The 14,411-nt window shown below is 55.2% G+C and carries 8 protein-coding genes; all 8 read left to right on the top strand.

Annotated elements, in window-relative coordinates; translation table 11 throughout:
* Positions 1–338 precede the first annotated feature (338 nt).
* The 8 genes from dnaA (at position 339) to PSPTO_RS00040 (ending at position 14,366) form a co-directional block, all read left to right on the top strand.
* Entirely contained in the window at positions 339–1,874 is a 1,536-nt protein-coding gene (gene dnaA, locus PSPTO_RS00005; RefSeq protein ID WP_011102932.1) for a chromosomal replication initiator protein DnaA, read from the top strand.
* Between the two features lie 38 nt (positions 1,875–1,912).
* Positions 1,913–3,016 carry a DNA polymerase III subunit beta gene (gene dnaN, locus PSPTO_RS00010; protein WP_005768226.1) on the top strand — a complete coding sequence of 368 codons (1,104 nt, stop codon included), beginning with the start codon at positions 1,913–1,915 and terminating at the stop codon, positions 3,014–3,016.
* A 22-nt stretch (positions 3,017–3,038) separates the two neighbouring features.
* Entirely contained in the window at positions 3,039–4,142 is a 1,104-nt protein-coding gene (gene recF, locus PSPTO_RS00015) for a DNA replication/repair protein RecF (RefSeq protein ID WP_003377871.1), read from the top strand.
* 4 nt (positions 4,143–4,146) lie between these two features.
* Positions 4,147–6,564 (top strand): DNA topoisomerase (ATP-hydrolyzing) subunit B, encoded by a 2,418-nt coding sequence (gene gyrB, locus PSPTO_RS00020; RefSeq protein ID WP_005768224.1) that lies wholly within the window; start codon positions 4,147–4,149, stop codon positions 6,562–6,564.
* 623 nt (positions 6,565–7,187) lie between these two features.
* Positions 7,188–8,798, top strand: coding sequence for a type I restriction-modification system subunit M (locus PSPTO_RS00025; protein ID WP_161797786.1), 1,611 nt, complete (start codon positions 7,188–7,190; stop codon positions 8,796–8,798).
* Entirely contained in the window at positions 8,795–10,168 is a 1,374-nt protein-coding gene (locus PSPTO_RS00030; protein ID WP_226992673.1) for a restriction endonuclease subunit S, read from the top strand. Before PSPTO_RS00025 ends, PSPTO_RS00030 begins: the two co-directional genes overlap by 4 nt.
* A 10-nt stretch (positions 10,169–10,178) precedes the next feature.
* On the top strand, positions 10,179–11,063 hold the full coding sequence (locus PSPTO_RS00035; protein WP_011102935.1) for an OST-HTH/LOTUS domain-containing protein: 885 nt from the start codon (positions 10,179–10,181) through the stop codon (positions 11,061–11,063).
* Between the two features lie 3 nt (positions 11,064–11,066).
* On the top strand, positions 11,067–14,366 hold the full coding sequence (locus PSPTO_RS00040; RefSeq protein ID WP_011102936.1) for a type I restriction endonuclease subunit R: 3,300 nt from the start codon (positions 11,067–11,069) through the stop codon (positions 14,364–14,366).
* The last annotated feature ends 45 nt before the right edge of the window (positions 14,367–14,411 follow it).

Raw genomic sequence — 14,411 nt, forward strand, 5'->3', positions numbered from 1 at the left:
GTGGATAACTGTCTACAGCCCTTGATATTCAATGTGTACAGAGATCAGAAAGGTTGTCGAGAAACGGTGCTCTGCCTGTGCCGCACCCTCGGAAAAGCTGTGCATGGAATGCAGTTTTATCCACAGGCGAGTTGTGCACAGGGTTTAACCCTGAGTTATGCAATGGGCTGAAGTCAGGTTATCCACAGAGCTCGTGGCGCGACCGTTTGTCGTGTGGCCAATCGATAAATCGTTGATTTATAGCTATCTGTGAGCAACCTACATGTGGATAAGTCGTCCTCGGATCGTTACAATGGCGGCTGTTTTTGCCTCACCGGCTTTCAACTCAGGGGATATCCGTGTCAGTGGAACTTTGGCAGCAGTGCGTGGAGCTTTTGCGCGACGAGCTGCCGGCCCAGCAATTCAACACTTGGATCCGTCCGCTACAGGTCGAAGCCGAAGGCGACGAGTTGCGTGTGTACGCACCCAACCGCTTTGTTCTCGATTGGGTCAATGAAAAATACCTCGGCCGTTTGCTTGAGCTTCTCGGCGAACGTGGTCAAGGCATGGCGCCCGCTCTTTCCTTATTAATAGGAAGCAAGCGCAGCTCAGCGCCGCGTGCCGCACCGAATGCGCCATTGGCTGCTGCAGCGTCCCAGGCGTTGTCTGGCAATTCGGTCAGCAGCGTTTCAGCGTCTGCACCGGCCATGGCCGTTCCTGCACCGATGGTTGCAGCGCCTGTGCCTGTGCATAACGTCGCCACTCACGACGAGCCGTCACGCGACAGCTTCGATCCGATGGCAGGCGCCAGCTCGCAGCAGGCGCCGGCCCGTGCCGAGCAACGTACGGTGCAGGTCGAAGGTGCGCTCAAGCACACCAGTTACCTGAACCGCACATTCACCTTCGAGAATTTCGTCGAGGGTAAATCCAACCAGCTGGCACGCGCTGCCGCCTGGCAGGTTGCCGACAACCCCAAGCACGGCTACAACCCGCTGTTCCTTTATGGTGGCGTGGGCCTTGGTAAAACTCACTTGATGCACGCTGTGGGTAATCATCTGCTGAAGAAGAACCCGAACGCCAAGGTTGTCTACCTGCATTCGGAGCGCTTTGTAGCGGACATGGTCAAGGCCTTGCAGCTCAACGCAATCAACGAGTTCAAGCGGTTCTACCGCTCGGTTGATGCGTTGCTGATCGATGACATTCAGTTTTTCGCTCGCAAGGAACGTTCACAGGAAGAGTTTTTCCACACGTTCAACGCGCTGCTGGAAGGTGGACAGCAGGTCATTCTGACCAGCGACCGCTATCCAAAGGAAATCGAAGGCCTGGAAGAGCGACTCAAGTCCCGCTTCGGCTGGGGGCTGACCGTCGCGGTCGAGCCACCGGAGCTTGAGACACGCGTAGCGATCCTCATGAAGAAAGCAGATCAGGCCAAGGTCGATCTGCCTCACGATGCGGCGTTTTTCATCGCCCAGCGTATCCGTTCCAACGTCCGTGAACTCGAGGGCGCGCTCAAGCGTGTCATTGCCCACTCGCACTTCATGGGTCGCGATATCACCATCGAGCTGATTCGCGAGTCGCTGAAAGATTTGCTGGCGTTGCAAGACAAGCTGGTGAGTGTGGATAACATTCAGCGAACCGTGGCCGAGTACTACAAGATCAAGATCTCCGACCTGCTGTCCAAGCGTCGTTCCCGTTCCGTAGCCCGACCGCGTCAAGTGGCCATGGCACTTTCCAAGGAACTCACCAACCACAGCCTGCCGGAAATCGGCGATGTGTTTGGTGGCCGGGACCATACGACTGTTCTGCACGCGTGCCGGAAGATCAACGAACTCAAGGAATCCGACGCGGATATCCGTGAGGACTACAAGAACCTGCTGCGCACTCTGACTACGTGATGAAGCCAGTGCAGCTTATCAAGGCAAGGGACTAGACCATGCATTTCACCATTCAACGCGAAGCCCTGTTGAAACCCCTGCAATTGGTCGCCGGCGTGGTAGAACGCCGCCAGACCTTGCCGGTTCTTTCCAATGTGCTTCTGGTCGTGCAAGGCCAGCAGCTGTCGCTGACCGGTACTGACCTGGAAGTCGAGCTGGTTGGCCGTGTTCAGCTGGAAGAGCCTGCCGAACCTGGGGAAATCACCGTTCCCGCGCGCAAGCTTATGGACATTTGCAAAAGCCTGCCCAATGATGCGCTGATCGACATCAAGCTTGATGACTCGAAACTGATCGTGAAGGCAGGTCGCAGCCGGTTCACGTTGTCCACGCTGCCTGCCAACGATTTCCCGACGGTGGAAGAAGGCCCCGGCTCGCTGACGTTCAATCTGGTGCAAAGCAAACTGCGTCGCCTGATCGAGCGCACCAGCTTTGCGATGGCTCAGCAGGATGTTCGCTATTACCTTAACGGCATGCTGCTTGAAGTCAGTGCCGGAATCTTGCGTGCAGTGGCTACCGATGGCCACCGTCTGGCAATGTGCTCGATGTCAGCCGATATCGAACACGCCGACCGTCATCAGGTCATCGTGCCTCGTAAAGGTATTCTGGAGATGGCGCGTTTGCTGACCGAGCAGGACGGCATGGTCAGCATCGTGCTGGGTCAGCATCACATCCGCGCCACCACCGGTGAATTTACCTTTACCTCGAAACTGGTCGATGGCAAGTTCCCGGATTACGAGCGTGTGTTGCCCAAGGGTGGCGACAAGCTGGTACTGGGCGATCGTCAGTCCCTGCGTGAAGCGTTCAGCCGCACCGCGATTCTGTCCAACGAGAAGTACCGTGGCATTCGTCTGCAACTGGCTAACGGCCAACTGAAAATTCAGGCCAACAATCCTGAGCAGGAAGAGGCAGAAGAAGAAATCGGCGTCGAGTACAACGGTGAGGCGTTGGAGATCGGTTTCAACGTGAGCTACTTGCTCGACGTGCTGAGCGTCATGACCACCGAACAGGTTCGCCTGATTCTCTCTGACTCCAACAGCAGCGCTCTGGTGCAAGAGTCGGATAACGACGATTCCGCCTACGTTGTCATGCCGATGCGTCTGTAACTTCATGTCCAGCGCAACCTAGATGTCTCTTAGTCGCGTCTCGGTCACCGGGGTGCGCAATCTGCACCCGGTGACCCTCTCCCCCTCCCCGCGTATCAATATCCTTTACGGTGCCAACGGCAGCGGCAAAACCAGTGTGCTGGAAGCGATCCATCTGCTGGGCATCGCCCGCTCGTTTCGCAGCAGTCGTCTGCTTCCCGTTATTCAGTACGAGCAGCCGTCATGTACGGTTTTCGGGCAGGTTGATCTCGCGCAAGGCGGCCACAGCAATCTGGGTGTTTCACGCGATAGGCAGGGTGAATTTCAGATTCGCATCGACGGCCAGAATGCACGCAGCGCTGCGCAGCTTGCCGAGATCCTGCCGCTGCAGTTAATCAATCCTGATAGCTTCCGATTACTTGAGGGCGCGCCGAAGATTCGCAGGCAGTTTCTGGACTGGGGAGTGTTCCACGTGGAACCTCGCTTCATGTCCACCTGGCAGCGCCTGCAGAAGGCCCTCAAGCAGCGAAACTCGTGGCTTCGGCATGGTACACTTGACGCCGCTTCGCAGGCGGCATGGGACCGGGAGCTGTGTTTGGCAAGTGACGAGATCGATGAGTTTCGTCGAGCCTATATCAAGGCATTGAAGCCCGTCTTTGAAAAGACTTTGAGCGAACTTGTTGAACTTGAAGGTTTGACCCTTAGCTACTACCGAGGATGGGACAAGGAAAAAGAGCTGAGCACTGTGCTCGCCTCCTCCCTGAATCGCGATCAGCAAATGGGCCACACCCAGGCAGGACCACAACGTGCTGATCTGCGCCTTAGATTAGGTGCCCACAACGCGGCAGATATCTTGTCACGTGGTCAGCAAAAATTGGTGGTCTGTGCACTGCGTATTGCTCAAGGACACCTGGTCAGCCAGGTCCGTCGCGGCCAGTGTATTTACCTGGTGGATGACTTGCCCTCCGAACTGGACGACAACCATCGACGCGCGCTTTGCCGCTTGCTGGAAGAATTACGCTGCCAGGTATTTATCACCTGTGTAGATCAAGAATTTTTGAGGGAAGGCTGGCAGACGGATACGCCAGTCGCATTGTTCCACGTGGAACAAGGCCGTATCACCCAGACCCACGACCATCGGGAGTGATTGCATGAGCGAAAACCAAACGTACGACTCGTCCAGCATTAAAGTGCTGAAAGGACTTGATGCCGTACGCAAGCGTCCCGGAATGTACATCGGTGATACAGACGATGGCAGCGGTCTGCACCATATGGTGTTCGAGGTGGTTGATAACTCGATCGACGAAGCATTGGCAGGCCATTGCGACGACATCAGCATCATCATCCATCCAGACGAATCTATCACCGTGCGCGACAACGGCCGCGGTATTCCGGTAGACGTGCATAAAGAAGAAGGCGTGTCGGCAGCCGAAGTCATCATGACCGTGCTCCACGCGGGTGGTAAGTTCGATGACAACTCCTACAAAGTATCCGGCGGTTTGCACGGTGTAGGTGTTTCCGTGGTCAACGCCCTTTCAGAACTTCTGTTGCTGACAGTGCGTCGCAGCGGCAAGATCTGGGAACAGACCTACATTCACGGTGTTCCACAAGAACCGATGAAAATCGTCGGCGAAAGCGACAGCACCGGCACCCAGATTCACTTCAAGCCATCTGCTGAGACCTTCAAGAATATCCACTTCAGCTGGGACATTCTGGCCAAGCGGATCCGTGAACTGTCGTTCCTGAACTCCGGTGTTGGCATCGTCCTCAAGGACGAGCGTAGCGGCAAGGAAGAACTGTTCAAGTACGAAGGCGGTTTGCGTGCGTTCGTTGAATACCTGAACACCAACAAGACGCCGGTCAACGAAGTGTTCCACTTCAATGTCCAGCGCGATGACGGTATTGGCGTCGAGATTGCCCTGCAGTGGAACGACAGCTTCAACGAGAACCTGTTGTGCTTCACCAACAACATTCCACAGCGCGATGGCGGCACTCACCTGGTGGGGTTCCGATCCGCACTGACGCGTAACCTGAACAACTACATCGAGCAGGAAGGTCTGGCCAAGAAGCACAAGGTCGCGACCACCGGTGACGATGCGCGTGAAGGTCTGACTGCAATTATCTCGGTCAAAGTACCTGATCCGAAGTTCAGCTCGCAGACCAAAGACAAGCTGGTTTCGTCCGAAGTCAAAACTGCAGTCGAACAGGAAATGGGCAAGTACTTCTCCGACTTCCTGCTGGAAAACCCGAACGAAGCCAAAGCCGTCGTCGGCAAGATGATCGACGCAGCCCGTGCCCGTGAAGCCGCGCGCAAGGCCCGTGAGATGACTCGCCGTAAAGGCGCGCTGGACATCGCCGGCTTGCCAGGCAAACTGGCTGACTGCCAGGAAAAAGACCCTGCCCTCTCCGAACTGTACCTGGTGGAAGGGGACTCTGCTGGCGGATCAGCCAAGCAGGGACGTAACCGTAGAACCCAGGCCATCCTGCCTCTTAAGGGCAAGATTCTGAACGTTGAAAAAGCACGCTTCGACAAGATGATCTCTTCTCAGGAAGTGGGCACCTTGATCACCGCGCTGGGCTGTGGCATTGGCCGCGAAGAGTACAACATCGACAAGTTGCGCTATCACAACATCATCATCATGACCGATGCTGACGTCGACGGCTCGCACATCCGCACCCTGCTGCTGACCTTCTTCTTCCGTCAGTTGCCGGAGCTAATCGAGCGTGGCTACATATACATCGCTCAGCCGCCGCTGTACAAGGTCAAGAAAGGCAAGCAGGAGCAGTACATCAAGGACGACGAGGCCATGGAAGAATACATGACCCAATCGGCCCTTGAAGACGCCAGTCTGCACCTCAGCGAGTCTGCACCGGGTATCTCGGGCACCGCGCTGGAGAAACTGGTTCACGACTTCCGCATGGTCATGAAAACCCTCAAGCGCCTCTCGCGTCTGTACCCACAGGAATTGACCGAGCACTTCGTCTACCTGCCGCCAATCACCCTGGAGCAGCTATCCGACCACGAGGGCATGCAAGCCTGGCTGGCACTGTTCGACGTGCGTCTGCGCACTGGCGAGAAGTCGGGTCTGGTCTACAAAGCCAGCCTGCGCGAAGACCGTGAGCGTAACGTCTGGCTGCCAGAGGTCGAACTGATCTCCCACGGCCTGTCGAATTACATCACCTTCAACCGCGACTTCTTCGGCAGCAACGACTACAAGACCGTCACGGCCCTGGGCGCGCAGATAAGCACGCTGCTGGAAGAAGGCGCGTACGTGCAACGTGGCGAGCGCAAAAAGCCCGTCACCGAGTTCAAACAAGCCCTCGCCTGGCTGATGGCTGAAAGCACCAAGCGTCATACCATCCAGCGCTACAAAGGACTGGGTGAAATGAACCCGGATCAGCTCTGGGAAACCACTATGGACCCAAGCGTGCGTCGCATGCTCAAAGTCACTATCGAAGACGCCATTGGCGCTGACCAGATCTTCAACACCCTGATGGGTGATGCGGTCGAACCACGCCGTGACTTCATCGAGAGCAATGCGCTGGCGGTGTCCAACCTGGACTTCTGATGGACGTGTCGACGGGCAAGTTAATTGTCATGTTCGTGCAGGTTATTGTCATGACAAAAAGCGTCACTACCCCGGCTTAGCGCCGGGGTTTTTCTTTCTGACTGAGAGATTTAGGGATGGCTGGGCGGCATCTGTGGACTGCATTTTGTAGCGAAGCTACAAGGGATGATCGGAAAATCTCGCTTTGACGAAGGCAAAAAATTGGGCGACCTAAGGTGTAGCTGATACGAGGCAATTTACGGCAATCAAAACAGCATCGCCCATCAGCCCCTTAAATCACCGCTGATGGGCGGCCCAGTGAGACACGCTTGCGGATTCATTAAAACAAATCGCATGCTGAGCCAGCCAGCCAGCCAGCCAGCCAGCCTGTAGGTGGGAAAAGTTATTTGCCCTTTCGGTCAAAGTTAAGCGCATCGACCAAGGTTAATGGCCCACTGCCCTACCAATAAACCCCGGTTGACCGAAAGGTCTGCCGGGGTTTTGACGTTACAAGGGGATGGATTTTTCGGGCTCCAAGTGACGTCGACTTGTACAATCAGGCACACTTTTTTCTGATATGCCCATGCTGGATGGCAGTAGTCACTGGCGTTGGGCTTCGTGCTTTTATAGGGATTGATTTACCCATGGCTGACAAGTTGTCACTCGAAACGCTGGAGTCTTGGCTCTGGGAATCCGCGAACATTCTGCGCGGTTCCATCGACTCTTCCGACTTCAAGAACTACATCTTCGGCCTGCTCTTTCTCAAACGCTACAACGACGTGTTCGACGAGCGTGTCACCAAGCTGAGGGAAGAGGAAAACCTGAGCTATGGCGAAGCTCAGGAGGAAATCGAGGACAAATGGGGCAAGTACCCTATCAGTGCCCGCTGGTTTGACTTGATTTCACGTACCGAGAATATCGGGGAGGCTCTGGACAAGGCGTTCGCGACCATTGAGGCCAACAACCCCGAATTGCAACACGTACTGACCGCTACCCAGTATGGTGACAAGCGAGTGCTGGCGGATGCCACCTTGCAGCGCCTGCTGCGTCACTTTAACCAGTACAAATTGGGCAATGACGACCTGTATAAGGCCGACATGCTGGGCGATGCTTACGAGTATTTGATCAAGCAGTTTGCCGACGATGCGGGTAAGAAAGGTGGCGAGTTCTATACGCCAAAGGCAGTGGTGCAACTGGTGGTTGAGTTGATTGATCCGCGACCGGGGCACAGTGTGTATGATCCCACCTGCGGCAGTGGTGGTATGTTGGTTGAGAGCGCCCATCATGTATCTGGTTTGCCCGATGGCACCTTGATGGGCAAGCCTAATGTGCTGCTGTACGGGCAGGAAAAGAACCTAGGCACCTGGGCCATTGCCAAGCTCAATCTTTACCTGCACAACATGCATGCATCTATTGAACGTGGAGATACGCTGGTCGAACCCAAACACCTCGACGGCGATTACCTGAAGACATTCGACAGGGTTATTGCTAATCCTCCGTTCTCAGCCAAATCCTGGTGGACTCCGCTGGAGTTGAGCAACGAAAACGAGCAGGAGAATGGCAAGAAGGTCAAAGCGCCCAACTATAAGCAGGTCAGCGATCCCTATGGTCGGTTAGTTTATGGCGTCCCGCCACGGGGCTATGCTGACCTTGCCTTTGCTCAGCATATGCTGGCTAGCCTCAAGGCTGATGGCCGCATGGGCGTTATCCTGCCCCATGGAGTGCTGTTTCGAAGTGGCGAGGAAGGCAAGATCCGCGAAGGACTGCTGTTCGGGACTGGCGCCGCCAGCGGCAACCAGCCGGGCGACGTGATTGAAGCCATCGTCGGCCTGCCCTCAGCCCTGTTCTACAACACCGGCATCCCGGCTTGCGTGTTGATCCTGAACAAGCAAAAACCCTCTGCCCTAAAGGACAAGGTCATCATCATTGACGGCAGCCGAGACTATCTAGAAGGTAAGGCGCAGAACAGCCTACATGCTGAAGATATCTTGCGCATTGTCAGCACCCACAAGGCGGCATTTGAGCAGCAAGTTGAGGTCGAAAACTATTGTCGGTTGGTGACTCTGGACGAAATCCGTAGCAATGACGGTAACCTCAACATTGTCCGTTACATCGATAACGGTGAGTCCGACGAGGTCGTAAATGTGGCTGCCACTTTGGCGCATATGGCGACCCTGGCCAAGGAGGAAGCGCAGATTGATCAGCGGCTCAATCGCTATTTGATGGAGTTGGGACTGCTGGAGACTGGGGTATGAGCCAATGTGAGGCTGATTCGCTCCGAGAGACTGCAATAGGAGACGTTGCCTCAGATTGGGAGATGGGGGTAATTGGCGATTTTGTAACTGCGCTGCAAGCAGGTGTTAGCGTCAATGCTTTTGAAACTGACTCTGGCTGCACAGAGGGCGAGCTTGGTGTGCTGAAGACCAGTGCTGTACTCCGTGGTAGATTTTTTGCGGAGCAGTACAAGGTAGTCGTCGCGGAAGACATGGGAAGAGTGGCAACAAGCGTTGTCGGAGACCGGATCATCATCAGTCGCATGAATACTCCTGCGCTTGTTGGTGAGTCAGGCTATGTGACAAAGGATGAGCCCAATCTCTTCCTACCTGATCGCCTTTGGCAAACTGAGCCTTCAGACCGTCCACACTCACAGCGTTGGCTGTCTTACTGGTTGCAGCATCCTGGGGTTCGCCGATTGATTGCTGCCAGTGCAACTGGCACCAGCAACAGCATGAAGAACATCTCGAAAGAGACAGTGTTGTCGCTGCCTGTTCCTCGTACCCCACTGCCCGAACAACAAAAGATCGCCGCCATCCTCACTGCGGTTGACGATAAGTTGGACGTAATTTTCCGTCAGATTAAAGCCACACAGGCTCTGAAACAGGGCCTGATGCAAGCCCTGTTCAGCCGGGGCGTGGGTACCCAAGATACTACTGGTCGTTGGATTCAGCATACCGAGTTCAAGGACAGTGAACTCGGCACGATTCCAGCGCTATGGGATGTTGGCGTGATAGCGGATTACGTATCAGCTCTTCGTTCAGGGGTCAGTGTTAACGCAGAAGATCGTATGCATGGTGATGATGAGATCGGTGTCCTCAAGGTGAGTTGCGTACTCCGTGGTGGGTTCTATCCAAATTGTCATAAGACAGTTGTCCCCGAGGAGCGAGAGCGCGTCGCTGAGCCCGTTTTACAGGGACGTATTATCGTCAGTCGAGCGAACACTCCTGCATTAGTCGGTGAATCAGCGTATGTCAATTCTGCGTGGCCCAACTTGTTTCTCCCAGACAAACTCTGGCAAATCGAGCCCTCTGAAAGCCCCCATTCGATAAAGTGGCTGTCTTTTTATTTGCAGTCACCATTTGTTCGTCAAGAAATCAGTAAGGCAGCAACGGGCACAAGTGGCAGCATGAAGAACATCTCCAAGCCAGCATTTTTAAGCATTCGGATGCCTTTAGTACCGCTAGCTGAGCAAGAGCACATTGCAGCGATTCTTTCTGACGTTACATCCAAAATTGAAGCCTTGAACAGTAAGCAAAACCATTTCCAAACCCTCAAACGCGGGCTGATGCAAAAACTGCTAACCGGCGAATGGCGGGTCAAGATCGATAGCCCTACCGGTACGGTCTGAGATTTTATTCATGGACGAAATCATCCCCCTGCCCTCAGATCCTCTGCCTGACCTTCAGCGCACCGTGCAGCGCAAGCTTGGGCGCTGCATATTGCAGTCGCAGCAGTACGAGCGGCTGCTGAAGGCCATGGTGGCCCATGGCGAGTTGAGTGGCCCTCCGGAACGACTTCAGGCGATTCGCGACGAGAAGGTTGCCTGTGCCGATAAGAAAACTCTGGGTACCTTGGTGGGGATGCTGACCGAGAGCTATCTGAAACTGCCGGACTTGTCTGATGAGCCAGAGCAAGCGGAGCCAATTGATCGGGTATGGGTTAGCTTCCGATGTCAGATGGAGTTAACCGAAGAACGTTATGCCGAGACCAAGGCTGCGCTGAAGGAGTTGGTCGACCTGCGTAACGAGTTGGTGCACCACTTCCTTCAGCGCTTCGACCTTTGGGGCGTCGATGGCTGTATAGCCGCTGAGTCATATCTCGATGAAAGTTACGAAACCATCGACGGCCACTACCTGACGCTGCGCGACTGGGCCAAATCCATGGATGAGGCTCGACAGCTTATGGTGTCCTTTATGCAAACCCAAGAGTATAGGGATGCCGTTATCAACGGTATTTGGCTAGATGGCATCGTACACTGGCCCAGCAGTGGGATAACTGCCTGCTTGCGTGAAGCGGAAACTAAGCTGGCCCATGCAGGTTGGACACCTCTTTTCGAGGCTATTCGTTGGATTGCCAAGACCTATCCAGAGCTGACGCCGAAGCGCTATGGCTGCGGTAGTTGGCGTCATGTCATCCATGAGTCGCAGCAGTTTGAAATTCGTAAGCAAAGCCAAGCCGATAATGGCCCTACGGTGGTTTGGTATCGAAGTCGCCCGAGGGAAACCTCCAAGGAACAGGAGTAAGCAATGAGCCAGTCACCGGAGAAAGTCGGGGTTGAACTGCCCGCCATTAATTGGCTGGTCAAGCTGGGCTACACCCATCTATCCAGTAATCAGGTACAGGTTGAATATCGTCACCTGGCACCGGTATTGGACGATGTGTTGCAGGCTCGACTGCTGATCCTCAACCCGTGGCTGGAGAGCGTACCCGGTGGCATCCCTACCGCACTGATCGAGCTACGTAAACGTCTCAACGATGAGCTGTTGCCCGCGAATAAGGCGTTCTGGGAACAGGTGGTGCACCGTTCGGATATTCAGGTGAAGGACGTCGAAGGCAGGCCGCGTAGTGTGCGTTTCTTCGACGCCAGTGATGCCGCCAACAACGACTTCCATGTGGTTGATCAGTATGTGGGGCGCAACGCTGATGGGGATTTTTTCCGTCCCGACCTACTCCTGTTTGTGAATGGCCTGCCCCTGGCCATCATCGAATGCAAAGCCAGCCATCACCGTCTGGATGAGGCCTTGGGGCAACTGGATGGCTATCAGAACTGTTTCCCAACCCAGTTTGTATTCAACCAGGTATGCGTTGGGCTTAATCGGCGTGAGGGGGCATATGGTGCGATCCTTACCAAGCCTGCGTACTACGCCCGCTATCGGTTGCAGGCGCAGGAATCTGCTGCTGTAGCTGCTTTGCTGGGCGATGTCCCGAGTGAGCAGGAAAGCCTGCTGTGGGCATTGTTCGAGCCGAGTCGCTTCCTGCAACTGATTACACATTTTGCGCTGTTCGAAACCCGCGACGGCAAGACAATGAAAAAGCTGCCGCGCTATCAACAATGGCGGGCCGTGCGCAAAACGTTGGATCGCCTGTGTGCTCCAAAACCCATGGGCGGTGTTGTCTGGCACACCCAGGGTAGCGGTAAGTCCTTGACCATGGCCCTGCTCGCTCGCATGTTGCGTGCCGATAGCACCGGTTTGAACAACCCTACTGTGTTGGTACTGACCGACCGCAAAGACCTCGACAAACAGATCTTCGATACTTTCCATGCAGTGGGCATCAGTGCTATTCAGGCCGTGTCGGTTGAAGGCTTGCTGAAGATGTTGTCCAACGACTACGGCAGTGTGTTCACCAGCACGGTGCAGAAGTTCCAGGAGAACGAGCAGCCCGGTGAGCAGCCTGCTGTGACTCCTGATGAGGAAGACAATGCCCTGCAAGCAACCCGGCACCGGCGGATTCGCGAGGAGAAGGACTTCTTCATCCTGCATGAGCGCAATGTTCGCCACCGGCAAGTGGATGAGAACGGTGTGCTGGTGAAAGCCAAGTGGGAAGAAATCAGCCGGGAGAAGGTACATTTCCGGGTGTTGAGTACCAAATCCAATTTCTATGTGCTGGTCGATGAAGCTCACCGTAGCCAGTACGATTTCCTCGCGGCTTTTATGCGCGCCAGTTTGCCCAACGCCAAGTTCATTGCCTTCACAGGTACGCCGCTGCTGCAAGAGGACAAACACACACTGGGTGAGTTTGGCGGTGGTGAATACATCGACGAATACCGCCTGCATGAAGCGGTGGCGGATGGCGCGACCCTGTCCATCAAATACCAGGATGCCTGGGTAGCATTGTCGGCCAACGCTGAATTGGATGCTGCATTCAAAGAGCAGTTCTCTGGCCAGAGTGAAGCTCGCCAGCACGAGCTTAAGCGCGAACTGCTGCGCCGCTGGCGTCAGGCCGGTAACCGTATGGAACAGGTCGCTGAACATCTGGTCGAGCACTTCCTCAGTAACGTAAAGGCCAAGGGCTTGAAGGCCATGCTGGTGTGCGACGGACGCGATATGGCAGTGGGTTACAAGGATCTGCTCGATGCAATCATGGCCGAGCGAGTGCAAAAAGGGCTGCCAACCTTTGACAGCAAGGTGGTTATTTCCCTGGCCAGCATCACCGCTTCCCGCACGGGTGCTTCTGCTATGGAGGAGGCATCAGAGTACGAGGTCGACCTCGACAAGATCCAAAGCATCGAGGAACGGGTCAAGGCCGAAGTGAAAGCCGGAAACACCCCGGTGGCCATGCCGTCCGAGCAGATTGGCAACTTTGTCAGCAAGCTGTTCCCCCTGCCCTACGGAGAGGAAAGTAGTGGGTTGGATGGTAAACCGCAGGCGAACAACGTTGGGCTGATCATTGTCTCCGACATGCTCCTGACCGGGTGGGATGCCCCGATTGTCGGCACTATGTACCTCGACAAACCGCTCAAGGAACACACCCTTTTGCAGGCTATCGCACGGGTGAACCGCACCCTGCCCGGCAAGAATGCCGGTTACATCGTGGATTACCACGGAGTGGTCGAGCACCTCGACCATGCGCTGAAAATTTACGGCGGCGAAGTGAAGCCTTCACAGGTCTGGGAAGGTGTCGAAACCGAACTGCCCAAGCTGCAAGCCACGCTTGACCGCATACTTAAGCTGCTGCCGAAAAAACATGATCCGGTTGCGCAGCGTGAGGGGTACAAGACTGACGCCGAGCGTTTCCTAGATCCAGCTACCAGACTGGACATGGTCGAAGAGTTCCTGGACTTGGTGAAGCAGTTCAACCGCTCTGTGGACATCATTCTGCCGGATGTGCGCGGCGTGCCCTTCAAGCCCTACTTCACCCTGTTAGGTGAAATACGGTTGATGCTGCGGGACAAGCTGCCAGGTAATACCTACAAGGAGCGCATCACCAAGCTGGAGTCTGTACTGCTTCAACAGCTGCTGGATGAGTACGTTGCCGCCAGTCCGGCTAAGAGCCTATTGGGCCATGAGGTGTCGATTCTTGATGCCAGCGACATGGCGCGCCTGAAGCAGCTGGCCAGCCCTGGTAGCCGAGCCCTGGTGATGAAGAACCAGCTGAAACATACAATTGTCACCGGCAAGGACAAAGACCCTGCATTCTTCGACAAGCTGGCTGAGGAGCTGCAAAAGCTGCTGGAAGAAGAAAAGGCGGGTCGCATTACCCAGGCTAAATTTCTGGAGCAACTGGAATTGTTCGGTCAGCGCATCCAGGACAAGGACAACACCGGATTTATCAAACCCGCACATTCAGCGGTGTATCACTACCTAACCGCGCTACTGGCCGAGGACACGGCCAGGGTGGCAACGACCAAACTGTTCGAGGATGGAGAGCTGAGCCGGACGGTCGCCACCGACAACTGGAAGAAGATGCCGGATCTGCACCCGGACATCAGAGACCATCTGCGCGGGTTGTTGATGCCGCTGGCGGGGTGGGAGCGCTCAGTAGCACGTGAACACGCCAAGCGAATCTTGATGTATAGGAATTTCAATAATTCCTATACAGGGTAATCCTCCTAAAAAGGCACCCTCTGCGTGATGCCAACGTGGCGTCGA

It is taken from the genome of Pseudomonas syringae pv. tomato str. DC3000 (genome assembly GCF_000007805.1).
GTDB lineage: Bacteria > Pseudomonadota > Gammaproteobacteria > Pseudomonadales > Pseudomonadaceae > Aquipseudomonas > Aquipseudomonas avellanae.

Bases quoted from the DNA above. Each gene is read 5' to 3' on its own strand.
- PSPTO_RS00035 (WP_011102935.1), top strand. From the start codon at position 10,179: ATGGACGAAATCATCCCCCTGCCCTCAGATCCTCTGCCTGACCTTCAG.
- recF (WP_003377871.1), top strand. From the start codon at position 3,039: ATGTCTCTTAGTCGCGTCTCGGTCACCGGGGTGCGCAATCTGCACCCG.
- gyrB (WP_005768224.1), top strand. From the start codon at position 4,147: ATGAGCGAAAACCAAACGTACGACTCGTCCAGCATTAAAGTGCTGAAA.
- PSPTO_RS00030 (WP_226992673.1), top strand. From the start codon at position 8,795: ATGAGCCAATGTGAGGCTGATTCGCTCCGAGAGACTGCAATAGGAGAC.
- dnaN (WP_005768226.1), top strand. From the start codon at position 1,913: ATGCATTTCACCATTCAACGCGAAGCCCTGTTGAAACCCCTGCAATTG.
- PSPTO_RS00040 (WP_011102936.1), top strand. From the start codon at position 11,067: ATGAGCCAGTCACCGGAGAAAGTCGGGGTTGAACTGCCCGCCATTAAT.
- PSPTO_RS00025 (WP_161797786.1), top strand. From the start codon at position 7,188: ATGGCTGACAAGTTGTCACTCGAAACGCTGGAGTCTTGGCTCTGGGAA.